The organism is Desulfovibrionales bacterium (genome assembly GCA_028715605.1).
In the GTDB taxonomy this organism is placed as follows: Bacteria; Desulfobacterota; QYQD01; order QYQD01; family QYQD01; genus QYQD01.
Genome location: JAQURM010000011.1, coordinates 46,312 through 70,479, shown reverse-complemented (window position 1 = coordinate 70,479; position 24,168 = coordinate 46,312). Strand labels below are relative to the sequence as shown.

25 protein-coding genes are annotated in these 24,168 nt (G+C 46.7%); 10 read left to right on the top strand and 15 right to left on the bottom strand.

Going from position 1 to position 24,168, the window contains the following annotated elements:
* Window positions 1-158 precede the first annotated feature (158 nt).
* Window positions 159-311, top strand: a complete 153-nt coding sequence (locus tag PHT49_10340) for a hypothetical protein (GenBank protein ID MDD5452281.1) — start codon at window positions 159-161, stop codon at window positions 309-311.
* 213 nt (window positions 312-524) lie between these two features.
* Here the strand turns inward: PHT49_10340 and PHT49_10335 are convergent, their stop codons facing one another.
* The 3 genes from PHT49_10335 to PHT49_10325 all read right to left on the bottom strand — a co-directional run bounded on the left by PHT49_10335 (window position 525) and on the right by PHT49_10325 (window position 2,424).
* Window positions 525-1,343, bottom strand: coding sequence for a hypothetical protein (locus tag PHT49_10335; protein MDD5452280.1), 819 nt, complete (start codon window positions 1,341-1,343; stop codon window positions 525-527).
* 63 nt (window positions 1,344-1,406) lie between these two features.
* Window positions 1,407-1,799, bottom strand: coding sequence for a hypothetical protein (locus tag PHT49_10330; GenBank protein ID MDD5452279.1), 393 nt, complete (start codon window positions 1,797-1,799; stop codon window positions 1,407-1,409).
* Window positions 1,800-1,998: 199 nt separating this feature from the next.
* Window positions 1,999-2,424, bottom strand: coding sequence for a GxxExxY protein (locus PHT49_10325; GenBank protein MDD5452278.1), 426 nt, complete (start codon window positions 2,422-2,424; stop codon window positions 1,999-2,001).
* Between the two features lie 128 nt (window positions 2,425-2,552).
* Between PHT49_10325 and PHT49_10320 the strand changes: the two genes are divergently transcribed.
* Together PHT49_10320 and PHT49_10315 are read left to right on the top strand one after the other, a co-directional pair.
* Entirely contained in the window at window positions 2,553-2,837 is a 285-nt protein-coding gene (locus PHT49_10320; GenBank protein ID MDD5452277.1) for an AbrB/MazE/SpoVT family DNA-binding domain-containing protein, read from the top strand.
* Entirely contained in the window at window positions 2,834-3,091 is a 258-nt protein-coding gene (locus PHT49_10315) for a hypothetical protein (GenBank protein MDD5452276.1), read from the top strand. Before PHT49_10320 ends, PHT49_10315 begins: the two co-directional genes overlap by 4 nt.
* A 325-nt stretch (window positions 3,092-3,416) precedes the next feature.
* On the opposite strand, the gene PHT49_10310 is transcribed toward PHT49_10315, so the two are convergent.
* The 6 genes from PHT49_10310 to PHT49_10285 form a co-directional block, all read right to left on the bottom strand.
* Complete coding sequence (locus tag PHT49_10310) at window positions 3,417-4,763, bottom strand: radical SAM protein (GenBank protein ID MDD5452275.1); 1,347 nt, start codon at window positions 4,761-4,763, stop codon at window positions 3,417-3,419.
* Window positions 4,760-5,767: a radical SAM protein gene (locus PHT49_10305; protein ID MDD5452274.1), complete on the bottom strand. Its 1,008-nt coding sequence runs from the start codon at window positions 5,765-5,767 to the stop codon at window positions 4,760-4,762. The genes PHT49_10310 and PHT49_10305 overlap by 4 nt, the downstream gene beginning before the upstream one ends.
* Window positions 5,768-5,783: 16 nt before the next feature.
* On the bottom strand, window positions 5,784-6,560 hold the full coding sequence (locus PHT49_10300; GenBank protein ID MDD5452273.1) for an ABC transporter permease: 777 nt from the start codon (window positions 6,558-6,560) through the stop codon (window positions 5,784-5,786).
* Window positions 6,553-7,305 (bottom strand): ABC transporter ATP-binding protein, encoded by a 753-nt coding sequence (locus PHT49_10295; GenBank protein MDD5452272.1) that lies wholly within the window; start codon window positions 7,303-7,305, stop codon window positions 6,553-6,555. Before PHT49_10295 ends, PHT49_10300 begins: the two co-directional genes overlap by 8 nt.
* Window positions 7,306-7,392: 87 nt before the next feature.
* The gene (locus PHT49_10290) at window positions 7,393-9,822 is read right to left on the bottom strand and encodes a metallophosphoesterase (protein ID MDD5452271.1); all 2,430 of its coding nucleotides are present in this window, start codon (window positions 9,820-9,822) and stop codon (window positions 7,393-7,395) included.
* A 53-nt stretch (window positions 9,823-9,875) separates the two neighbouring features.
* The gene (locus PHT49_10285; protein ID MDD5452270.1) at window positions 9,876-10,853 is read right to left on the bottom strand and encodes an ABC transporter substrate-binding protein; all 978 of its coding nucleotides are present in this window, start codon (window positions 10,851-10,853) and stop codon (window positions 9,876-9,878) included.
* A gap of 500 nt (window positions 10,854-11,353) precedes the next feature.
* Here PHT49_10285 and PHT49_10280 point away from each other — a divergent pair, with 500 nt between their 5' ends.
* Both PHT49_10280 and PHT49_10275 read left to right on the top strand, forming a co-directional pair.
* On the top strand, window positions 11,354-11,638 hold the full coding sequence (locus PHT49_10280; protein MDD5452269.1) for an AbrB/MazE/SpoVT family DNA-binding domain-containing protein: 285 nt from the start codon (window positions 11,354-11,356) through the stop codon (window positions 11,636-11,638).
* On the top strand, window positions 11,635-11,892 hold the full coding sequence (locus PHT49_10275) for a hypothetical protein (GenBank protein MDD5452268.1): 258 nt from the start codon (window positions 11,635-11,637) through the stop codon (window positions 11,890-11,892). The genes PHT49_10280 and PHT49_10275 overlap by 4 nt, the downstream gene beginning before the upstream one ends.
* Window positions 11,893-12,077: 185 nt before the next feature.
* On the opposite strand, the gene cysC is transcribed toward PHT49_10275, so the two are convergent.
* Complete coding sequence (gene cysC / locus PHT49_10270) at window positions 12,078-12,662, bottom strand: adenylyl-sulfate kinase (protein MDD5452267.1); 585 nt, start codon at window positions 12,660-12,662, stop codon at window positions 12,078-12,080.
* 493 nt (window positions 12,663-13,155) lie between these two features.
* Between cysC and PHT49_10265 the strand changes: the two genes are divergently transcribed.
* The 4 genes from PHT49_10265 (at window position 13,156) to PHT49_10250 (ending at window position 15,341) form a co-directional block, all read left to right on the top strand.
* Window positions 13,156-14,055 carry a M28 family peptidase gene (locus PHT49_10265; protein ID MDD5452266.1) on the top strand — a complete coding sequence of 300 codons (900 nt, stop codon included), beginning with the start codon at window positions 13,156-13,158 and terminating at the stop codon, window positions 14,053-14,055.
* Between the two features lie 101 nt (window positions 14,056-14,156).
* A complete protein-coding gene (locus tag PHT49_10260; GenBank protein ID MDD5452265.1) occupies window positions 14,157-14,456 on the top strand; it encodes a YggT family protein in 300 nt (99 codons plus the stop codon).
* A 28-nt stretch (window positions 14,457-14,484) separates the two neighbouring features.
* Window positions 14,485-15,036, top strand: a complete 552-nt coding sequence (locus PHT49_10255) for a DivIVA domain-containing protein (GenBank protein MDD5452264.1) — start codon at window positions 14,485-14,487, stop codon at window positions 15,034-15,036.
* Window positions 15,033-15,341 (top strand): DUF167 domain-containing protein, encoded by a 309-nt coding sequence (locus PHT49_10250; protein MDD5452263.1) that lies wholly within the window; start codon window positions 15,033-15,035, stop codon window positions 15,339-15,341. The genes PHT49_10255 and PHT49_10250 overlap by 4 nt, the downstream gene beginning before the upstream one ends.
* Here PHT49_10250 and PHT49_10245 read toward each other — a convergent pair.
* From PHT49_10245 to PHT49_10235, 3 genes are all read right to left on the bottom strand, one after another.
* The gene (locus tag PHT49_10245; GenBank protein ID MDD5452262.1) at window positions 15,320-16,126 is read right to left on the bottom strand and encodes an inositol monophosphatase family protein; all 807 of its coding nucleotides are present in this window, start codon (window positions 16,124-16,126) and stop codon (window positions 15,320-15,322) included. The two genes, PHT49_10250 and PHT49_10245, sit on opposite strands and share 22 nt — an antisense overlap.
* On the bottom strand, window positions 16,104-17,126 hold the full coding sequence (locus PHT49_10240; protein ID MDD5452261.1) for a rod shape-determining protein: 1,023 nt from the start codon (window positions 17,124-17,126) through the stop codon (window positions 16,104-16,106). The genes PHT49_10245 and PHT49_10240 overlap by 23 nt, the downstream gene beginning before the upstream one ends.
* Window positions 17,127-17,293: 167 nt before the next feature.
* Window positions 17,294-18,232, bottom strand: coding sequence for a GAF domain-containing protein (locus PHT49_10235; GenBank protein ID MDD5452260.1), 939 nt, complete (start codon window positions 18,230-18,232; stop codon window positions 17,294-17,296).
* Between the two features lie 132 nt (window positions 18,233-18,364).
* Between PHT49_10235 and PHT49_10230 the strand changes: the two genes are divergently transcribed.
* The gene (locus tag PHT49_10230) at window positions 18,365-20,458 is read left to right on the top strand and encodes a U32 family peptidase (protein ID MDD5452259.1); all 2,094 of its coding nucleotides are present in this window, start codon (window positions 18,365-18,367) and stop codon (window positions 20,456-20,458) included.
* 5 nt (window positions 20,459-20,463) lie between these two features.
* Here PHT49_10230 and PHT49_10225 read toward each other — a convergent pair whose 3' ends face one another.
* Complete coding sequence (locus tag PHT49_10225) at window positions 20,464-22,110, bottom strand: response regulator (protein ID MDD5452258.1); 1,647 nt, start codon at window positions 22,108-22,110, stop codon at window positions 20,464-20,466.
* 110 nt (window positions 22,111-22,220) lie between these two features.
* Window positions 22,221-24,041, bottom strand: a complete 1,821-nt coding sequence (locus tag PHT49_10220) for a PAS domain S-box protein (GenBank protein MDD5452257.1) — start codon at window positions 24,039-24,041, stop codon at window positions 22,221-22,223.
* Window positions 24,042-24,168: the final 127 nt, after the last annotated feature.

Below are 24,168 nucleotides of genomic sequence, written 5' to 3'. Positions count from 1 at the left end.
ATACCGGATAGAAGTAACGATAAGGCACGAGGTTCATTTACAGGTGAGAAATTCGCCAAGTAATTTTGCCAAAAATCCTTGAGGATTTGTAGCAGTCGTATGCCCAGAATTTATAACCACCGGTAACGGGCTGATTTTATATTCTTTTTATTTTTCGCTTGACAGGAGAATATAGGATTGTCCCCATTCTCCATTCTCCTAACCAGGAAGCGTCCCAAGGGGTAACCCATGGGGTGATTGAGCAGGAGTCAGCAGAGGCCATAGTAGGCGTGAACCGCCGAAGGGCCGAACATGAAGCAGGGAAGGAGTAGCAATGAGCTTTCATGACACGATGAATCCGACCGGAGGAGTGGACATGGGGCGCGTCATTGAAGTACCCGACCCGGATGAACACCAAACTCGTAGGTGAACATCTACTATCCGGCTACGGCCCGATAGGCTTCATGAACCGCCTGGTGCGGACCCGCATGCCAGGTGGTGTGGGGGCTGGGGGGATAAAAACCCCCGGCTACCCGATTATGTGATTAGTACCCTTTCGGTACAATGAGGACTTCAACCTGCACATCCTCTTCCACTCTTGTCAGATCCGTTTCAATACCGGCCGGATTGGCAATCCTACCATCCGGGTCGTAAACAAAACAGAATATTTTTCTGCAGCCTGGATGGCGCTGGTACCTTGCGATGTCGATAATCAGTTGCGCGCCCAACTCCTTAGGTCCAAGACCCTGTCTAGTTTTCTTAATTTCTACCAGTGTTTCTATCTCGGGAAGATAGAAATCTGTTCGAGAAGAGCCGCCTGCATAAGTGGGAACCCATTCTTCTTTTCGAATGTCATTATAATGAAGTGTCAGCAGAGTATGAAACAAATCCTGAACATCATATTCATCGTTGATTTCCAAGGTTCCTCTCGCATTGTGCCTGTCTCTGATTTGTCTCACCACCAAATGAAATCTTTCGGCGATAGTTCTTAACTCGACGTCCGTTTTTTGCTCCTTCACAATTTCAAGTTTTTTCGGTTTTCCTACAATATCGGGATTTCTGTTTATCCTTGTTATTATTGAGTCGATTATGGTTTTTACTCTCTGCACTCCGGCAAAAGACGGGCTACTAAGCCAATTCGAGATGCTCTCGTTGTAGTCGCTTCTGATCTGTGAATAGTATTTGTGCCCGTCTGCAATCTCATCGTTGACCAAATCGCCAACCTCAAAGGCAATCTGCCTGAACCGGCTCTCGTCACCTTCAGCAATGTAAATGGCGTCTCTCGATCTCTTGAACCGACTCAATATCTGTCCGAGCTCGTTTGAGTAACCATTCAATTCAGTGAGTAGGTTATCCGTTTTCATTGGATCACATAACGGGCGCGGCGGCCTTTCGCCGCGTCCCTCTTGAGCGATTTGTTAAACAAGTCAACGTGGAATTTTAATATTATGTCGGTTCTTTTCGAACCACTCTCCCCATGAGTCCATCAATGCGGATCCTTGTATTTCGTCATAGGGTTTCCCGTTCGTCCAGGCGCTAATTCTGAGCTCGATCCCTTTCTGGAAATACATGCGATAGTTGTTCTTAAGTTCTGGATTTGCCTTGTCTAATACTACGTCTCGTACAAGTTTCGATTCACTCAAGGCGCGCTCATACAAAGAGAGGATTTTTTCAAAATCCTGCTTCGACATCATCCCCGGTCCTCCTCTATTCGAGATCGAATGCGCCTCGATGACGAGATCCAGCGACTTCAAAAAATGCTTAGCATTTTCTTTCTCATTTTGTGTCCATTTCTGATCACATGATGCTACACCCATCATTATGATCGCCAACAATATGAACCGACACAGCGTTTGCAAGCAACCGATCGGGACGTTGGTTCTTACGTTGCACAATGCCTGACAGAAGGAAATAAATTCTATAGCACACCTCCATGCTGCGACAATCCCGCCATGATATCGTTTCTTTATCCGCATTATTGATGAAAATAGGGAAAAAAGTAAAGAAAGAAAATTGTAACTACTCAGCCGCTGATCTACGCTGATCATCACTGATATTTTTTCTTTTATTATCATATACAAATCTTTTGAATTCTGGTTTTCTGCCAAAATTCAATAATAAGCCAACTTCAATATTTGTTGCCTTCAAGTAATTGATTAATTGAGCTTCATGTGCAGGGTCAAGGGTACGAACTGCTTTTAGTTCAACGATTACTTTTTCGTTTACAATCAAGGCCGCTTTAAAATCTCCTATTACTTTACCTCGAAAAAATACAGATATATCTTTCTGCCTTTCTACACATAGTCCATATCCGGTTAGGACAATATATAGGGCATTTTCATAGACAGATTCCAGAAATCCATCACCAAGCTCATTATAAACTTCATAAAAACTTCTAAGAATAATATCTGTGATTTCTTTGTATTTAAACCTATCTGCGTTCATTTGTGTGAATCTGTGGCTGAATAGTTACAGAAAATTTCAGCACTTGACAAAAGTTAGCTCTCTGATATTATAAAATTACAAAATTCATAAATTCATAAACTCATAGGAAAAACGGGAGAGGTATTTTTATGCCGCTAGTTAAGGTCAAAAGACACTATCAGATTACTATTCCACAGGGCCTACGCAGAAAGCTTAATCTTGCTGTTGGAGATTATGTGGAAGTGGAGAATAAGGATGGCGACATAATCATGAAGCCGGTCAAGCTGGTTCATCCTGACCAGGAGTATTTTTACACCAAAGAGTGGCAGGAAGGGGAGGCCCAGGCAGACAAAGACATGGCCAAAGGTGATGTGGTTGGTCCTTTTGATAATATTAAAGCTGCCGTCCGGGCCCTCAAGAAGACTAAAATATGAGGCTGGTTTTTACCAAAAACTTTATCCGGGATTACCGTAATCTGCCCCCGCCAGTGCAGAAAGCAATCGACAAACAGTTGGAGTTTTTGTTATCTGATCCACAACACCCTTCCCTAAACATTAAAAACATGCAAGATCCGAGGAACATCTGGGAAGGCAGGGTAAGCGGCTCTTACCGTTTTACCTTTCAGATTGAAGGCGACACCTATATCATGAGAAAAGTCGGCAGCCATGATATTCTAAAAAAACCTTAACCTTATAGCCCAAAAAATGTGCAAAAAAGGTTGCTGCAATCGTTATTTCTCCCGCCTGCAAGGGACTAAATGGGGACGCCATTTAGTTTTCCAGTTTACGAAAGATCATTGTAAAGAGCGTAACCGGGTTAAGGTACGAAGTCTATTATGCTATTGGGCAGTAAGAGACCTTGGCATCAGCATGGCTGAATTATTAAGATGTTTGAAACTTTCATTATAAGGGGTAAGTTTGTCTGTAAAGCGAGGAGAAAAGATAGCGCACAATTACGGCTATGAACTTATTGATCCTTAAACTGCAAAAGTAAAGGGCGTCTCTTTTCTCCCTTCATTGCCTTTGGGTTATCACCCGTGGACGGCCTAAAGAACTCCCGACCTTTCCAGCATTGAGAAGTCTAGGAAGAGCGTCATAGGCATTGTTAATAGATATTGCAGTATAGGAAGAAAGCCAATCATGTCGTGCTTCTTCCAAATCGAAGTAATCCTTCCCTCTATACTTTTCTGGATAAACCTTTCGGATCAGTGAAAATACTTGAGAACCAGGCAATGGAATAATGACTGACCCAGAAACTGTTTCCAAATTACCCAGTGATCCGAGCCAGTGTGCAAACTCTATGGTTTGCTCAATGCTACGCTGCGTTTCACCCGGAAGTCCGAGAACGAATGATGCCATGATCTGAATTCCATTATCTGCCAAAAGTAGGGCAGCTTTTTTTGCTTGGCGTATTGTCTTACCATAACCAACGCGGCTTAAGATTTCATCGCTTCCCGACTCAAAACCAATAAAGACCAAATGACAATTGAGCCGCCTCAATCTCTGCGCCGACTCAGAAGTAACTGCGTCCGCCCTTCCATAAATGAGGAAATGAGGAGAAAAATCTGAAGGTTTTAGAGCCTCGAACTGTTGCATCCAGACCTCATCACTCAAGACACTGTCCGCCACATCCCAAAATGCGTCTGCGCCAAACTTGTCCGCAAGATATTTCAATTCTGCCCATACAAGTTCAGGCTTTCGTGACCGGAATCCGCGGTCCATGCGCGCACAGAACACACAGCGCCCATGTGTCGTGGCATAACTGCATCCCTTCCCACTGTAGAAACTCATTGGATGCTGGAACTTTCCAGTCACATTAATACCTATATAGTTTTCATAATATTGACTGATAGTTAATAGATCTCGATCAGCGATCGGAATAGCATCCAATAATACTTGCTTCATTTCATTTACCACAATACCCGAGCTTCCACGCCATACCAAATTCGGGATGGACTCTGGAGCAACGCCCATAACCAGCGCAGCCATTGCATGTTCACCATCCCCTCTCACTACCCAATCAACTTCCGGACGGTTAGTCAGAATTGCAGTCGCTAACTCATTTGCCAGAGCACCGCCAAATACTATTTTTGCCCCACCGTCTCTTGCAATTCGTGCAATCTCTAATGTGTGGTCATAATTCAATACTCCCGTCGTGCATCCGACAATGTCACCAGCGATCCTAGCGTTGATTTCCTCTCTGGACATAATGCTCCCATCGAGAACTTCAATTTCCACAGATGGTATGCACTGCTTAACATAGGCGGCCACAGACAATAAGCCAAGAGGATGAATAACGCCATTGCGAGAATTCTCCTCATAATCAGAATTCATACAGGGATTAATGAGCTGAATTTTCATTGATTCACCCAACAATCCGGATCATTCCCAAAGACGTCTCCGCTGCTTGCCCATGCATTTGCACGGCAGCCGTAACATCCCTTCCCAAATCTACACATAGCACAAGCTCCTTGAATGTTCTCGTGCATTTTGCGAAGGCGCTGAAAAAGAGGTTGGTTGAGAATGTGTCTAAGTGAGCTACCGCAGACATTGCCTTGGACAATAGAAAGGCCTGAGCACGGGGTTACACTGCCATCAGCTCGAACATAGCAAGAATAGAAATGCTGCTGACATGTATGTGCAACGTGTGGCGGATGAGCATCCCACGTCAGACCGAAAACTTCCAGGTCAATCGACTGTAACCGCAAAAACAACTTCGCTAATCCTGTTTTAGGAACAACCAAGCTGGGCCGTGACGCGGCTCGACCGCAACGTCTGAGTGTCTCAAAATAGGGATAATAGTTCCCTTGCCGACAGAATCTCCATAGGTCCTCAATATTTTTCAGATTGCTTGGGACGATTACTGTCTGGATGCCAAGTCGCGTAGGTTCACAATCTGAAAACCCTGCTGCTAACAAAATATCAAGAGCGCGCATGGCACCATGGTGCGCACCGACGCAGCCCACGAGGTCATCGTGAATACGCGGATCAAGACTATTCATTTTCAGGATCACGCTGGCGCCTGCATCCCATAATCTATGCGCAAGGTCCACATTCAGCATGAGCCCATTCGTAAATAGGATTGGCTTCATATTGAAGTTCTGGAGGATATCCAATAACTCAGTGAGGGCCGTAAAAAGCAGAGGTTCACCTTCACCGACAAGCGCTACAGTTCTTACACCCAGTGCCCTCGCCTGTTGCAGCAGGTCAGCATATTCATGCATCGTCATCTCTGAACCCGCAATCCCTGCATCGGTCACGCAGTAAAGACACGAAAGATTGCACGCCCTTGTTAGTCCGAGGCCAATTCGTAATAACACCTCTGGACTAGGAGCTATCGGCTTTTGAATGTCGAGTCCATCCAACGAGATGGTCACCTTACTACAGCCAGAAAACAATTTTCTTACCTGCCTTCTCAGCTATTTTATTGATTATATAGCCGAGTATTCCCGAAATCAGAATTAATGCAATGACTTCATCGCTTCGGTACATAAGAGCGGCTGAATAGAGCTGATAGCCTAACCCTTTGTCACTCCCGTAAAACATTTCCGTAACAACAACTACTATGAATGCCTGCGATATTGCAATCCGGACCCCGCCGATTATGTGAGGCAGGGCCTCCGGGATAAGTTGCCAGACAATCGTCTGATATGAGTTGGCACCGATGCTTTTTAGATACCGTGACCGAACGCTGCTACATGACCTCACACCATAGATGGTGTTGATAACAATAATCAGCGCAACCGCCCAGGAAGCTATCGCAATCTTACCTGTGTCACCGATTCCAAAGATCAATAGAAAAAATGGGAAAAGTGCGGTCACGGGAGTAGACCGGAAAAAATCAAGCGGTAATTCCCAAATATCGTGCAGCCAACTGAAGTATCCCAAGAATAATCCTATGGGAAGGCCAATCCCGATGCCTACTGCCAACCCAACAAGTACTCGGCTAAGTGTAGCCACCACATCGCTTCTTATCCCTCTACCCGAAATAGTCATCATATGCCACAGCGCATTTACAACATGCGCTGGCGGAGGGAGAAAAATCGGTTTAACTAATCCAACCGCCGTGATTAACCACCATATAAATACAAGAACAGCTGGGCCGATGAGCCATCTCCAACTCCTGATTCCGAAATATTGCGACTGAATCTTATCCATTTTTGGCACGCTCAAATAGTTCTAATGCCTTGACGCGAAGGCGGAAATAGTCTTCAGACATCTTGACTTTTGCATCACGTGGATAGGGCATGTTAATCGGAAAAGGCTCTCCGATAATTTGTGCTGGTTTTCCCCCTATTATTACTAATTTCTGGCCGACAATTAATGCCTCATCAAGATCATGCGTGACAAAGATAATCGTCAATCCAAACTCTCGCCAAATACGAACAATCTCTTGATGCATGAATTCCCTGTCATTAAGGTCAAGGGAATTGAAAGGTTCATCTAATAGAAGAATCTGAGGGTGCGATACCAGAGCACGCGCGAGGGCGATTTTCTGTTTGCCGCCTCCACTCAGTTTAAACGGCTGACTCTTGAGAGGTATTTGCAGACGAAGCCGCTCAACTGTTTGATTGACGCGTTGTTGACGTTCTACAACATTCAATGTCCCGTTCACTCGCAATGGGAGTTCAATGTTCGCTGCATTGGTTAGCCAAGGGAATAAAGTTGATTCATAGTTTTGGAACTGGTAACCGATGCCGGGAGGCACATTGGCGCCAAACCAAAGTAAAGTGCCATTATCTGGTGCGTCGAGTCCCGCTATAAGATTTAGAATCGTAGACTTACCCGAAGCGCTTGGCCCATACAAAACAAGGAATGCTCCTTGTTCCACATGCAATGAAAAACGTTCGAGTACTTTACCGGTAACAGGAAACGATTTCGAGATATTGTTGAGTTGGATCATAGTTTAGAATTTCATCAAAATAAATTTCCTATGTTGAATACACTCCGCATACTCTTAATGATATTAAGAAGTCAGCTATGGGATACTTTAATAACCACTGTTTTCTAATCGTTCTTTTAACCACTTATAATCATGCTCATTCCATGGTGGGCGTCCTTTTTGCAGAACACTGTCATTTGTAGTCTTCTCGATATTCCAGTATTTCCATTCATAGAGTTCTTTGAGTCGAATGGCCCAATTATTGCGCCCTTCGCTATTGAAAGCGAGAGTTCCCTCTTCGTCTTCCTCATTACTTTTGAATCTGGAATCATAGGTCTCTATTTCTCTCTTAAAAGTTTTTAAAGCTCCCTTAAGGTCATCGGTCAACCCAAAAACAAGGATCAAATTCTGAACATTACGACAACAAATTTTGCCCTCTCTCATCAGTGGGAATGCCTCCATTAGACGTCGTGCAAGAGGATGCACAATATGGGTGAGCATACCACGAAGATTTTCTCCCAGTTTGTTGCCAACAGCGTTATTGCCAGGTACAGCAGTAACTTTATAGACAGAAATACGATCTTCTCTTTTCGCATCAAGATCTTCTCCAAAACCAAGTAATACACTGGGGGTAGTTTTCTGCCGCATATCGGGCGGTTCCATACACAAAATCGTCTGACCGTCACAGCCTTCGAAGGCTAAGGGCAACCATGCAATATGAGCATTTTCAAGGCCTCGGTATGCGAGAAGTGTATTAAGAAGCCACAGAAATTTCTTTGCGGTGAACTGGCGAAGGTTATCTAACGTTACACCTCCCTTTCGCCTGTCTTCTGAAATTGGCCAGAAATATACACATCGTCTTAAAATATAATTCTTATTGTCTAATAATTTCATCAACTCTAAGGCGTAGATAGCATTGCGATCACCCTTTTTGCCAATTTCAATTAAGGCCTTGTAGAAAAGATTCTTTTCAGGAGCCTCAGGATTGGCTGTCAAGTGATTCCATGTAATAGATCCCTTATTATTTTCATCCTGAATATCGCTCTTTAGAGCCGGCACAATAAATCCACGCACTATTGATTCAGTAACTTGGTATCTAAGTTCCTCAATGCGGTCTTGAGTGAAGCCATTCTTGCCTGCCAAGTACTTAGTGAAATGTGTTGCGATTTCCCCGTTGTTTTTTATCCCTTTCAAAAGATGATACAAGGGAGTATTTTTAGAAGATAGCGTAATTTTCAATTGGTCGCTTTTTCTAGATACTGGTTTGTCGTCCCAAACGGCCTCATAAGTGTAATGCAGACTGGTTGTACCGTGTTTTGATTGGGTCAAATGTTCTATCGCACTTTTTACGCCTTCAGATTCACTTAATGGCTCAAATGGAAAGATCGGTTCTGAGTAGAGTGGTATTAATTTGGTTTCATTAGAATCTTTCCCTTCGGCTAATATATACTTTTTTTCATTCCCATCGAAGCTAAATGTATTCACGTTGATCGAAAATCCTAGCTCGTTTTTGTAAATATCAAGCACGTTAAAGCCCTGCCATTTTGGGGGTGTAAGCTCAGTATTATTTTTACCAAGCTTTTCCATTAATCCTTCATCCGATAGGCCTGCGCTGGGTGCCCCTATTATAACGAGTTTTTTCTTAGGAAAGGACTCGGCAATTGCGTCTTGATGTCGATGACCATGAAGCAGCAAGTTAACACCTTGCTCGGTCAAAAGAGTGAGAAGCTCCGGACCATTGGCAAGTAAATTTACTTCAGGATTAGAGAAAGCATCTATTTCTGTATATTCATTGGCAGTTCTTGGCTTCTTATAATACCTGCGTAGTGGCAAAGGATTATGATGACAAATAGCAATTTTAAGTAGATTTTTATTATTTCCGAGTTTCTTGATCTCTCTTTTGACATCCTTCCATTGGCCATTGTCTATGAGTCCACGGTCGTAAAGCCAGCAGTCTTCGCCATCCAATAAAGAACCAGTATATGGATTTTTCAGTAGTTTCTTATCAGTTATCGGCGAATAAAATGTTATGAATGCCAAGTCTGAATCTAAATTTAAGTCTCTTCTCGGTTTTACCGTGTGTATCCATTTCTGGCCTCTTTCTTTGCGAAAGTTCTTTAGTCCAAACTTGGTAGTAAGTTCGCGCTCAATCTTCGTTCGGCAAAAATGGTTATTTACCTCCGTGACATAATAAGCCAATGGATCCTGTCCTTCTTCTACAGCCTTACGATTAACGTCATGATTACCTGGCACAAGAAATATATCGACCGGATATTTTTTCTCCAATGCCGTATAAAGTTTTGATAAGTTCTCGCGTGCTCTTGTGTGTTGTTTTTTTATTTCGCCTTTGCAAACAAGATCCCCTGTGATTACTATATAAAGCGGGACTTTTTGTTCTTCTGATTTATTGCAATAATCATTTACGGCTTTGGCACATTTGCGGACAAATTCAAAATTTCGGAATCTATGTTTGAATTTCTTGTTTAGAACTCCGTAGTGCAAATCCGACAAATGCAGTATGCGACATACGAGAGCCATATATTATTCCCCCTCCATATTAGCAACCTGTGAGCCAATCATTCTATGCAATCTTACTGTGCCGATACACTATAAAGCATGTCCTTTATCTGTACGCGAGACTTCATAAGTCTATTGTCAAAAAGCATGTCAGAAAGTCGTTGTACCGCTCCCCAATCCTCCTCACCGGGCAGCCACCACGTGTACAGCCCAACCTTATCGGCGATAGCCGGTTCGATTGGCGCATACTTCGTAAGAATCAAGCGTGCGGCTTTTGGATCATTCCGAATATCTTTAACAGCTTTTATAAATACCTGTGCAACCTTGGTAGCCAGATCAGGTTTCGATTTTATGAACTCACTGGAAAAACAGTTGGCGCCTGCCGGGAAGGGAGAAAAAAGATATTTTCCTCGTGGATTAGCAACCAGGACACGAGCAATGCCCTCGCTTACTGCCTTAGTGCCTAAGGGTTCAATAGCAAACAACGCATCAAACTGGTTTGCAGTCAATGCCTGAAGCTGGAGCTTGTCATCTACCTGAACTATCTGCCATTCTTTTCCTGCGGGTAAAACCTTGGACATGATTAATTTGAGGTATAGGGTTTGTGTTGAGCTTGTAAAGGTGCCCACTTTTTTGCCACTGAGTTGCTCTATAGATTGAATTGGAGACTTGACCGGTACCAGAAGGTTATTTGCATAGTTATGTTCATCCTCGGCGCAAGGCATGTAGATCTTCAATGAGCCCGGAGTCTTCGCCTCAATAGCACAGAACGACGAAATCCCAAAGCCCGGCGTCCCATCAGCACGCCCCGCCAATACAGCGTTAAGTGCATCATTGGTGGCCCCGAATTTCAGCAATTCGACATCAACGCCAGCCTCCTTGAAGTACCCCTTTTCCACAGCGACAAACAGAGGCAAACATGAACTACTTGGCAAATATGCAATACGAACATGAGCAGGTTTATCTTTTGTGCAGCCGCTAACAGTAAAAAATGAAAAAACAATAAGTAATAAAATGACCAATTTAAAAGAATAATTCACGCAATTTTTCATCATGGACCTCCGCGTACCTTTTTAATCCTCTTATACTACTTATTAAGGCATAAGAATAGCCAGCTTTGTCCGGTTAGGTTTTTGCATATAAGTATTCCCGTTGATCTTTGGCATTGTTGGCTGTGAGATCATTTTCCCTGTTTGCGTGTACCGCACAGGCAGTGAAATTGCGTACTTCATTTTGAATCTTGATGCGTAATTCTCTGACTCTTTGGATACTGACCTTCTCGTTATGCTTTTGGTGGCAGCAGATGACCGATGGGGAGGTTGTTTCTTACGTTGCACAATGCCTGACAGAAGGAAATAAATTCTATAGCACACCTCCATGCTGCGACAATCCCGCCTTGATATCGTTTCTTTCTCCGCATTATTGATGAAAATGGGGGAAAAAGTAAAGAAAGAAAATTTCAGCACTTGACAAAAGTTAGCTCTCTGATATTATAAAATTACAAAATTCATAAGTTCATAAACTCATAGGAAAGAACGGAAGAGGTATTTTTATGCCGCTGGTTAAGGTCAAAAGACACTATCAGATTACTATTCCACAGGGCCTACGCAGAAAGCTTAATCTTGCTGTTGGAGATTATGTGGAAGTGGAGAATAAGGATGGCGACATAATCATGAAGCCGGTCAAGCTGGTTCATCCTGACCAGGAGTATTTTTACACCAAAGAGTGGCAGGAAGGGGAGGCCCAGGCAGACAAAGACATGGCCAAAGGTGATGTGGTTGGTCCTTTTGATAATATTAAAGCTGCCGTCCGGGCCCTCAAGAAGACTAAAATATGAGGCTGGTTTTTACCAAAAACTTTATCCGGGATTACCGTAATCTGCCCCCGCCAGTGCAGAAAGCAATCGACAAACAGTTGGAGTTTTTGTTATCTGATCCACAACACCCTTCCCTAAACATTAAAAAGATGCAAGATCCGAGGAACATCTGGGAAGGCAGGGTAAGCGGCTCTTACCGTTTTACCTTTCAGATTGAAGGCGACACCTATATCATGAGAAAAGTCGGCAGCCATGATATTCTAAAGAAGCCGTAATCTTATAGGCCCCAAAATGTGCAAAAACGGCCGCTGCAATCGATGTCTCTCCCGCCTGGAAATGTTTTACCTAAATTAAGCGATTTAAAAACCACAGCGTGCACAGAGAAAGATTTTAATAGTTTAAAATATAATAATTTCAAGTAGTTCTCTGTGTTCTCTGTGGTGAATCGCCCTTTTAGGTTTTATATTATCAATTCTTCCTCCAGGTAGTTTAGTATCTTTTCCAGGCAGGTCGGGATGTCGTACTTATCTGTTTCCAGGATCAGTTCAGGATTCTCCGGTTCCTCGTAAATAGAATCCACACCAGTAAAACCTTTGATGCGGCCGGAGCGGGCCTTTTCATAATATCCCTTGCCATCCCTTTTTTCGCATTCTGCCAGGGGGCATTTTATATAGATTTCGACAAATTCACCGGGCCGGAATAGGTTGCGGGCAAACTTCCGGTCTTCGCGATAGGGAGCAGTGAAGGCGGCGATGGTTATGATCCCGGCATCCACAAAGAGCCGGCCTGCTTCGGCCACCCTCCGGGCGCTTTCTTTGTGGTCCTCCCGGCCTGATCCGAGCCCGCCGCACAGTCCGTAGCCGACATTGTCGTCATCCAGGGCATAGGTGTGAAAGCCCCTGCTATATAAGCACCTATCCAGTGCATAGGCCAGAGTCGTCTTGCCCGCTCCAGGGAGGCCCGTGAACCAGAGAAGCAGGCTTTCATGGCGATGGAGCTTCAACCGCTCGTTGCGTTTTACCCTTCCTTTTGACCAGTCTGACATAAGATTTAATTCCTTGATAGATTACATACAGAGCGGACAGTATCAGAAAGGCATAGAGAATTCAACCGTTTTAGCGATCAGCGCAAAGAGGAGCAGGGAGTTTTTGATAAAAGGTAACAATTTAGCGTTTTGAAAATGCATGATAAAAAGTGCAAAGAAAAATATCAAATCAGGAAATCAGGAAGGAGGGGGCTTGAAAGAATTCAGGAAGACGCTTGAATCAGGAACTCAGAAAATCAGGAAAGTATTTTTGAGAAATTGATTTTCAGCAGTTCGGCTTCTGGTTGCTCTGTTCTTTCATGAGTTCGTGAGTTCCAGATTAATAGCCATTTCTGAATGTAGGGCGGTTTCAAATACGTAAAGTGTTACGATAAAAGTTATTTAATTGTATTTTGGTATAAGTCCTTGTTTTTTCTTAATAGTTGACCAGCAGATAGCTAATAGCTAAAATCTTGTTGACAAAAAGAGGGCATTTTAGATTAACATGGTTTGCATGTCTTATGACGTAGAGAATCTGATAGCCCAGGTAGATATCGGGAATCTAAGGTACTACACCTCGTCCGTAACCGGTCTGCGCCATGCCTGGAAGGAGCCGGAGGCGCTGGAGGAGCGGGCGCGTTATGTGGAGGAGGCCTTTGCGTCTTTTGGACTTGCCGTACAGAGCCAGGCAGTGCCGTTTCACGGCAGGACTTATCGGAACATTGTCGGCACGCTCCAGGGAAGGAAGGATACCGATTTGCTCCTGGTCGGCGCCCACTACGACGCCGCCCTGGGCAGCCCGGGCGCCGATGATAACGCCAGCGGGGTGGCCGTGCTCCTGGAGGCGGCGCGTATTCTGTCTCAATGTAATCCTGATAATACCATACAGTTCGTAGCTTTTACCCTGGAAGAGCCCCAGCTCCCGGTAATGACCCTCACCTTTCTCATCGGGAGCCGTCATTTTGCCCAGGATGCCGGAAAAAAAGGAGTGAAATATAAAGGCGTACTCATCTTAGAGTCTGTCGGCTACACAAGCGAAAAACCCCGGAGCCAGTCCATTCCAGCCTTGATGAGAATCGATGTGCCGGATACGGGAGATTTCCTGGGGGTTGTCGCCAACCGAAGATCGAGAAATCTTTTAGACGGCTTTTGCCGGTCTGCTGCTAAATGGGCGCCGGAACTTAAAGTGGTGGGCTATAAGGTACCTTTTTCAGGCCGCCTGATACCGGAGACCAGGTTCAGCGACCATGCGCCCTTCTGGGATCAGGGGTATCCGGCCCTGATGCTCACCGATACCGCCATGTTCCGCAACCCTAACTATCACACGCCTTATGACAGACTGGAGGCCCTGGACTTCAATTTTATGTCCGGAGTAGCCAAGGCAGTAGTGGCGGCCTGCTGTAATCCGGCCTGAGATATTTATTTCTGTTTACTCCTTGACTATTTTTCAGAAATGCCGATATAATCCGTAGCATTTTTAATTCGGGGCCGGTCCCTGTGCATAAGGATGTGCTTATGTTCGTTTTTGGAAATTTTTTGCATGCCTTGGCCAAGATAATCGACATAGTATTATCACTTTATATGTGGGTTATTATCGCCCGGGCAGTCATTTCCTGGGTCAGTCCTGATCCGTACAATCCCCTTGTTCGCTTCCTTTACGGGGTAACCGAACCCGTCCTTTACCGGGTGCGCCGTCTTCTTCCCATCAGCCTTGGCGGCATAGATTTTTCACCAATAATTATCATATTGATCATTGTTTTCCTGCAAAGTTTCCTCGTGCCAACCCTAGTCGATGTAGCCGGACAGCTTGGTTGATTAACCCATCCAAAGAGGGTGATTGTATATGCGTATTACACCTATGGACATTCAACAACAGGAGTTCCGAGTCCGTTTCCGCGGTTTTGATGCGCGGGAAGTAGATTCCTTCCTGGAATTGGTAGCGGAAGAACTCAAAGAGGCGCTCCACGAAAATAGCGCCCTTAAGGATGAGGTAAAAAGGCTCAGGGAAGCCCAGGCTAATTTTGAAGAGAAGGAGAAGACTTTTCAAACGGCCTTTGTTTCTGCCCAGCGTGTAGTGGATGAGATGAAATCCAATGCCGAGCGTCAGGCCAAGCTTATAGTAACTCAAGCCGAACTTGAAGCCAGAAAGATGGTGGAAAGCGCCCATGTTCAGGCGGCCCAGGTACAGGAAGAGATCAACCAGTTGAAACGTCAAAAGGCCCAGATGGAGTATCGGGTTAAGGCTTTTATCGAAAGCCTTTCGAAATGGCTGGCCGCAGAGAAAGAAGTAGCGGAAGAAAAGGGGGCCGATGCGAACGAGGCACAGCAGGCTATGAGCGCTATCAACGAAATTATCTCTGGAGTGGATTTAGAGGGTGAAGACCCGGCAAAGTGACCCTATTTTTCCAACCATCAACTGACGGGGTACTTTTAAGGGTTTACGTACAACCAAAGGCCTCACGCGAGGGTATAGCCGGCTATCACGGCGATGCCCTTAAAATCAGATTAAAAGCGCCTCCGGTAGAAGGAGAGGCTAATGCCGCCTGTATTCGATTTCTTGCCTCTCTGTTTGGCCTGCCTCAAACAAATCTATCCATCAAGACCGGGCATAAATCCCGCTTGAAACTCATAGAGATGGAAGGGATCTCTATTGAGGAAGTGAAAAAAGTAATAGCCGCTCAGCCCGCCCTTTCTTCCTGAAAGACAGCGGCCATTTGCCCGTGTATGTGGCCGTTGCTGGCCAATATCTCAGGCATGGCCGGGGCAAAGGGCCGGGATTGGAAGTCCGTTACCAATCCGCCGGCCTCCCGAACCAGCAGCGCCCCGGCCGCTGTATCCCATGGTTTCAGATTGGTCTCCCAGAAACCATCAAAACAGCCGCAGGCCACATAACACAGATCCAGCGCGGCGGCCCCGGCTCGTCTTATGCCCCTGGAGCGTGTAAGAAATTTCTTGAAGTAGAAAACCGCCGGTTCCGGTTCAGTGTGTATGTTATAAGGAAATCCGGTAGCCAGGAGGCTGTCCCTGAGCTTGCCGGTGGTGGATACGCAAATAGGCTCTTCATTCAAATAAGCCCCCGCGCCCTTCCCGGCCCGGAAAAGCTGGTCCAGAAATGGGTGATAGACCACCCCAAGAACCGGTTCGTCATGGACAGCAAGGGCGATAGAGACGCAGAACCATGGGAACCCATGGGCATAGTTAGTGGTCCCATCCAAGGGATCAATGATCCATTTGTAAGGTGACAGGCCCGCCCGGGACTGCTTTTCTTCACTGACAATAGTGTGCTCCGGGTATCTGGCGTGAATAGTCTTTACAATGAGATCTTCGGCCCGGAGGTCGGCGTCAGTGACCAGATCGATCTCCCCTTTAAAATAGACCTCTCGCTTCCGGCCGAAGATTTCCTTCAGTAACCGGCCACTTTCCCGGGCTGCGGTTATGGCCGTTTCTATAAAGCTGTCTGTATCAGTTAATAAAGACCCTGGCATAATCCTTGATTTCTTCCAAGGCCCTGCCGGAGCCCATAACTACTGTGGTTAAGGGGTCTTCGGTCATTATGGTCTTGAGGCGTGTTTCCTCGGTGATGCGGCGATCCAATCCCTTAAGGAGGGAGCCCCCGCCGGCCATGTGAAGCCCGGACTGGTGGATGTCGGCCACCAGTTCCGGCGGTGTATTGTCCAGGGTGCGCCTGATAGCCCCGATAATGCCATTTACCGGCTCGGCTATGGCCTCGCGGATCTCGGCATCGGTGACGGGTATGGCTTTGGGAAATCCGGTAAGGATTTCCTTGCCGGATACAAACATGCTCTGAGGTTCATCCAGGGGATAGGCAGAACCTATGTTTATTTTGATATGTTCGGATGTATTTTCACCAATGAGTATCTGATATTTTTTTTGCATATAACGGACGATAGACTCATTGATCTCATCTCCGGCTACCCGGTGGGACTCGCTGCAGGCTATGGCGGAAACAGATATTACGGCTACTTCTGTCGTCCCCCCGCCGATGTCTATTACCATTTGGCCGCTGGGCTTCTCAATTTCCAATCCGGCGCCTATGGCGGCGGCCATAGGTTCTTCTATCAAAAACACCTTCCGGACTCCAGATTCCTCCGCCGCCTCGACGACCGCCCGCTTTTCTACCTGGGTGATGCCGGTGGGGACGCAGATAACCATCTTGGGCCGAATAAAGCGGCTTATATTTACCTTGCGGAGGAAATACTTGATCATCTGCTGGGTGACCTCAAAGTCGGCAATGACCCCGTCTTTCATCGGCCTGACGGCTCGGATCTTTTGCGGTGTACGCCCCAGGTATTCCTTGGCCTCCCGGCCGACGGCTATGACCTGGTCCGTGTCTTTATTTATAGCCACAACGGAAGGTTCGTTTAAAACAATGCCTTCCCCCGGCATATAAATCAGGGTATTGGCTGTGCCCAGGTCCATAGCGGCATCTTTAGACAGAAAGCCGAACAAGCGATCAAATAGCATATATGGTGTGTCCTCCCTAATTAGTGTTCATCCGGCCCTGGGCCGGATTCAAGCTTTCAGCGATCAGCTTTCAGCCGTCAGCATGTTTGTTATCTGTTATCCGTTGTCCGACATTTTCTTTCGGTGAACGGTCAACAGTGAACGGTGGACCGGCTTCATAAGGCAGATTATCCTTGCATGGACATTTTCGTCAAGATAATCCTTTGCCCAATACTCAAGAGGGCATCGATCTCCTCTGTCTCCCACGTACAACTGCTGTAACTGGTGAAACCCATTACCCCGGGGATGAAATCCTGAAATAGGCAAGGGATACCTAAAAAGGCGCTGAAGCCCTTGAAAGGTTCTTCTGCTGTAAAAAGGTAGGATTTCCTCGGTTCTTGCCCTATCTTCTCCAGAACCAGCGGCTTTCTCTTTCTAAAGATCCAGCCCACCAGGCCCTTTTCTACTGAAAACTGCTGTCTCTGGAGGTTGGATTTTATCGTACCGATCAGGGCCGGAAGGCTGTATTTAGCGTCTGGTTCAGGGGATGAAAGAAAGGCCATAAATCCCATCTCGGCCCGGGTAAAAGAAAGGCATAAGGTCAGGATGTTGATGAGATAATCATTAAAATCTCCGGTTTGCTGTCCTATGCGATCGGCCTGGTAGTGGAGATTGAGTATCCGGTCATAGAGGCGTTCTTTGGCCTGTAAGGCGGAGACTTCTGTTTCATGTACGATAAGATCGGCGAATCCCAAGAGCAGCTTCTGGCTTTTTTCAGTAAATATGTATTTATGTTTACTGTCCACGGAAAGAACACCCTTTCCGCGGGGAAGGGGAACAGCCATGAAGGATTTGATATCCTCGTCTGCCGAGTAGAACTGCAATGTAGTGGTGTCTCTGTCAAATTGGTTGGCGATGATAGGTTTGTTGTTTTTAGCCACCCAGCCCACCATGCCGTCTCCGTAGCCGAATTGTACCTGGGGGATGACATTTTTGCTCAAACTGTAGTATGATTGCAGGGTCAGGCTCTCATCTTTGGGGTCGGCCAAAAACAAGGCGGTAGTAAAGGCGTCGGTAACGTTGCTGATTACTTTAATTATGTTTAAGAGATGGCTATCGACGGACATAATAATGTCTTGCTCACACTATCCTTTGACTTCCCGGTCTTTAGCGATTAGCATATATCCGCTGTGGATACAATAATCCTTATCACGCCATGGCCACGGGATAGGTTGGCATTATAGCCGATTTTAGGAATTATGCAAAAACAAACCGAACTCTTAGCCCCGGCCGGGAATCTGGAGGCATTCTGGGCGGCTGTGGAGAAAAAGGCCGATGCCGTTTACATCGGTTGGGGTGACTTTAACGCCCGCGTCCAGGCCGAGAACTTTTCCCTAGAGGACATCAGCCGGACGATCCCTTTCGCCCATAAGCACGGCGTAAAGGTCTATATAGCCCTGAACATCCTGCTCAAGGAAAGAGACCTGCCGGAGATAGTAGAGGGTCTCAGGATATTAAAGGAGCTTTCTCCCGATGCCCTGATCATCCAGGATATGGGGCTGTATTATTTGATCAAAAGATACTTTCCGGCCTTTCGTCTCCATGCCAGCACCCTTATGACCATTCACAACCACCCGGGAGCCGAGCATCTGCGCGGGCTTGGATTTCAGCGGGTGGTCCTGGCCCGCGAGTTATCCATAGATGAGATAAGCGCCATACACCGGCATTCTCCGATTGAGCTGGAGGTTTTTGTCCAGGGAGCCCTTTGTTACAGCTTTTCCGGGCTTTGTTTGATGAGCAGTTATCTGGGCGGAAAGTCCGGTATGCGCGGCCGGTGCGTCCAGCCCTGCCGCCGGTTGTACGAAAGCGGCAAAAAACACGGCTCGTTTTTTTCCATGAATGATCTCTCGGCTATCAGGTTGCTGCCTGAACTAAAAAAGGCTGGTGTCATCTCCATCAAGCTCGAGGGGAGGATGCGCAGCGCCTACTACGTAAGCTCTATAGTAGAAGCCTACCGTATGGTACTGGATGCGCCGGAAGGCGACGAAGAGGCCCTGGGCCGGGCTGAAGATTTAATAAGGCAGTGTCTGGGCCGAAAGCCGACTTCCGGGTACTTTCTGTATCCGCGCCTTATGGATATCGTCACCCCGCATTTTTCAGGCACGGCCGGCCTTTTTCTGGGGAAGATCATAACCGCACGCGGAGAAGAGGCCCTGGTGAAGCTCGCTGCTAATGTCGGCGTTGGGGACCGGCTACGCCTGGTAAGGCCTGCCCATGACGGGAGACACTCATTTACTCTGGGAAAAATGATTGCCGGGGGGAAAGAACTGATAAATGCAGCACAAGGTCAGGAGATCACGCTTAAGATGCCCGTCCCTTGCCGCAAGGGAGATCTGCTTTTTAAGGTAGATGCGAAGGACGCCGCGCTTGTGCGCGGCGCAGGCCGGATAAGAAATCTCATTTTTGCCGCTACCAGAGGCTGCGTTATCAGCCCGGCAACAAAAAAAGGGTTAAGCATGGACCCGGTTGTTTCAAAATTATTCCCGGAGAAGGGTCCCGGGGCCATGCAGAGGAAAGACCTTAAGTGGTGGGTGAAATTGGGCGATCTGAATCACCTGTCTGATGTGCCAGACCGTGGCATCCATCGCCTCCTGGTCCTCCTGGACGAGAAGACATTCGCCCAATACAGGCGTTACCACAAACAGATTTTGCAGATGCGGCATCGATTTTCCTGGATGCTGCCGCCTGTCATAGAGGAAAAACAATGCCGGTTTTATGAGAAAGCGATAGATGGATTGCGCCGGGCCGGGTTTACGTATTGGCACCTGGGCCATATAAGCCAGCGGCAATTTTTCTTACATAAAGGCAGAGACATACACCTTTCCGCCGGTTATACGGCCAACGCGCTTAATTCCCTGTCCGTCAGGGCCTTTTGCGATCTCGGGATCACGGAGGTGGAGTTTTCCATAGAAACAGACCGGGAAAACCTTAAAGAGGCATTGGCCCATGCCGGCGGGTGCCCGGTGGGGCTGGCCGTCTATGGCCATCCGCCCCTTTTTACTTCCCGGCTGCTTCCCCCCGGCCTAAAACCGGGTACCACCATACGAAGCCCTAAGAAAGAGAGTTTTTTCATTAACTGCTATCGGGAATTGACCCTGGTACACTCCTCGCACCCGTATTCTCTCCTGGCCTGTATGCAGGATTTGAAGAAGATAGGGATTTCTTTTGTGACGGCTGATTTCACCTGGGAGCGCCCTGCTAAAAATGTGCTCTCTGAGATTTTAGGCGGTAAGCCGGGTAAAAAACCGGGGGATAGGGTGAATACCTTTAATTTCCTGAGGACATTGGCCTGATAAAATTACCGGCCTACGGTCGGCCTGGGCCGGGCGGCCAGAGAAGCTATTCTGGCTGAGACGATATTTTTGATATCTTCAACGGTAAAGGGCTTGGTTATGTAAGTTACGCCGCTGGACTCAAGAAATCTACTTGTCTCATAATTCATGGTATCGCCGGTCATAAATATCACCCCTCCCGGCGGCAGCAATCCCATATCCCTGACGGTGTTAAAAAGTTCCTTACCGTCAATGTCCGGCATTATTATATCCGTCAGCATCAGGTCATATCGCCTCGTTTCCAGCTTTTCCAGGGCCATCTTACCGGCTGTAACCGTTTCCACATCGTATCCTTCCCCTGTCAGTATATCGCATGTGAGTTTAAGGATTATGGGTTCGTCATCCACAACCAGCACCCGATATTCTCCCTGTCTTTTGGGGACTGTTTTAGCCGGCCCGGAGGCGATTTCCTTTCCAACCGGGCGCGGGAACCTTATGGTAAATATGGTGCCATGCGGTTCGCGCCAATCTGCAAATATGTCGCCATCATGTTCCTTAATTATACGGTACGAGACGCTGAGTCCCAATCCCGTTCCGCGTCCCGGTCTTTTCGTCGTAAAAAAAGGTTCGAATATGCGTTTTCGGATGTCATCCGGTATCCCCGGGCCGTCATCTGCAATTTCCGCTATGACCACTGCGCGTTCTGGTTCGTAACGAGTCCTCACCTCCAGTGTCCCCATACGGAAGGCCTGGGTTATAGCCTGCTTGGCGTTAATGATAATATTGGCAAATACCTGTTGTATCTGATGTCCATCACCTTTTATAACGGGGAGGGTTTTGTCGAAATCTTTCATTACCCGGATATTGTGATTGTGCAGGTCATAGGATAGAAAATCCAGTGTTTGTTCTATTAATGTATTTATATTGACGGCTTCCTGCCGAATTTTCCCTGTATCAGAGAAGGCAAGCATATTCTTAACTATCTTGGCCGTGCGCAAGGCCTCTTTCTCGATTGTGCGCAGGCCGTTTCTAATCCTATCTGTATCAGACACTTGAGACAGAAGCTGGGCATACCCCAGGATAGAGGTAAGGGGGTTGTTAATCTCGTGGGCAACCGCAGATACCAGTTCCCCTATGGCCGAAAGTTTCTCGGAACGAATGAGCATCTCTTGTGTTTCTTTCAACTGCCGGTAGGCATTTTCCGTAGCAGCCGCTTTTTCTTCAAGCTCTGCCCCGGCTTTTTCCAGCTTTTTATTCGTCTGTTTCAGGGCCTCTAAATAATTATTTTTTTCTATGATGAGCCGTCTCTTCTCTATGGCCCGTTGTACCGTATAGATAAAATCCTCCATGTTTGACAAAGGCTTTACCAGGTAATCATAAACCAAGTTCTGATGAATACATTGTAAAACGGACTCAATAGAGGCATACCCGGTCAGTATTATAAACTGGGCCATGTCGTCCAATTTTCTCATCTCCCGGATCATGGCCAGGCCGTCCATCCCGGACATCCTGAGATCGGCGATTACCAGATCGGGATGTTCGGCTTTGAACCTCTCTATCCCCTCCGGACCATTTCCAGCCTCCGGGACAGTGAATCCCCTTTCCTCGAGTTCCATGCGCAGAAGCAGCCGGATATCGGCTTCATCATCAACTACCAAGATTTTTCCGTTCATGACCTGTTTTTAATCCTTTCTAATTAGTGCTCATCCGGAAACCCCTATATTCCCTCCCCCATCCCCCCTTTAGAAAAGGGGGGATGGGGGGATTTGGCGAATTCATGTATTTAAATGCCGTCGTAATAACAAGCGGGCAATATTACCTTTACTTCCGTGCCTTCCCCCTGGCCGGAAATTATTTCGATATCACCTTTGTGTTCCTCGACTATGTTGTAGCTTACGGAGAGGCCCAGGCCCGTGCCTTTGCCTGCCTCCTTGGTAGTAAAAAATGGGTCAAAAACCTTATCCAGGTTTTCCGGGGCGATGCCTATGCCGTTATCTCTTACGCTAAGGATTATATGGTCGTTATCGCCTGTTTCAGCCTTTATAGTTAATATTTTTTTGTAGTCTTTTGCTCTCCCCGGCCTTTCCAGAGACGTTTCCCGTTCCATCAGGGCGTCTTTGGCATTGCTCAGAAGGTTTAATACCACCTGTTCCAGTTGCCCGGGATGGCCATGACAGAAGAGGCCTTGCGAACTATAGTCCTTAATTACCATTATGCCATACAGCTCGAGCTGCCTCCCCATAAGGAGCAGGGCGTTTTCTATTACCTGGTTAATGTTTACCGCTTCCATCTTCGTATGGGGCAGACGTGAGAAGGTGCGTAGATGGTCTATAATCTCTCCCATGCGCATGGCATTTTTCTCGACGACCGGGAGTACTTCCTGCAATAATTCTTTATTTAGAATTTCTTGGTTGGTTTTCCGCAGTAAGGATTGGGCAAAGCCCTTAATAACTGTTAAAGGCTGATTGAGTTCGTGGGCTACACCGGCGGCCAGTTCTCCGATAGAAGCCAGTTTGGCCGACTGGATCAGTTGGGCATTCGTCTTCCTGAGTTCGTATTCCGCCTCCTTTTTTTCGGTAAGGTCTCTGGCTATGATCTGTACCACTTTACTGCCTGCCTGAGAGGAGACGGTTCCGTTTACTTCTACCGGCAGGGTAGTACCGTCTTTTCTTCTGAAATTTATCTCTATCGTCTGAGAACCTCTGGCCTCGATTGCCCGCATCATGTTTGTCCAGTCCGCCTCGTCCGCATAGATATTTTGCATAAACTGATTCCGGAGTCTTTTGGGACTAAAACCAAGGCAGTGGCAGGCCGAGGGATTGACATCAATAAGCTTACCGCTTAGATCGGCGATGAAGATCATATCCTTGGCCGCTTCAAACAGGCTTCGATATTTGGCCTCTGATTTTTCCAGTTGCACCAGGTGATCTTTCCATTTTTCCAGAAGACGGACCCGCTCCAGGGCGCTTCCGGCCATCAGGGCCAGAGTCCTCAGCAGCTCCAGATCATTTTCCGTGAGGTCTGTGTCACTGGTCAGGGCTATGGCCCCTGTCACCTTATTTTCCGCCACAATGGGCATATCTATTACCGACTTATAGGGGAGCATGGGAACGACGAGTGTCTTGATAAGGAGACGCAGGGGACTGCCAGGAGAGGTATAATCCATGGCTATTCGTTCTACAGTGGTTCTGATAACACTATCTTTATCTTGCATAACGATGTTCCCGGTAACAATGGGTTTCCCTGTATCCCGCATCTTTTTGTAGATGCTTTCTTCATAGAGGGGTATCTTATAGCCGAGGAGGGAAGTGCCCGGTATGACACGCCATGCGATTCTTTCTATATTCTTAGCCAATCCGGATTCGATGCCCACGCGAACCAGTTGTATATAGCGGCCGTCTTCGGTAAACATGCATATATTGCTTATTTCCCGTCCAAGTTTTTCCACGCTCCGGTAGGCTGCATCGAGCACCTCGTCCTGGGTGCTGGCCGAGTAAAGATCGCGACTGATCTGGCCGAGTATATTTCTCTCAAAAAGGGCCTGTTTTAATTCTCTTTCCACGGATGACACGTTACCGATGGACTCAACTGCTTGATTCTGCAAGATTTATACATATAGCAACCCCGACCGGGATTTACAAGAGAAATCGTAATAGGACTTTCCCCGCTTCTTAGTGAACACCCTATGTCTCTGAGCGTAACTTGCTGGAGCAGCAGTAGGGTGGGTTTTA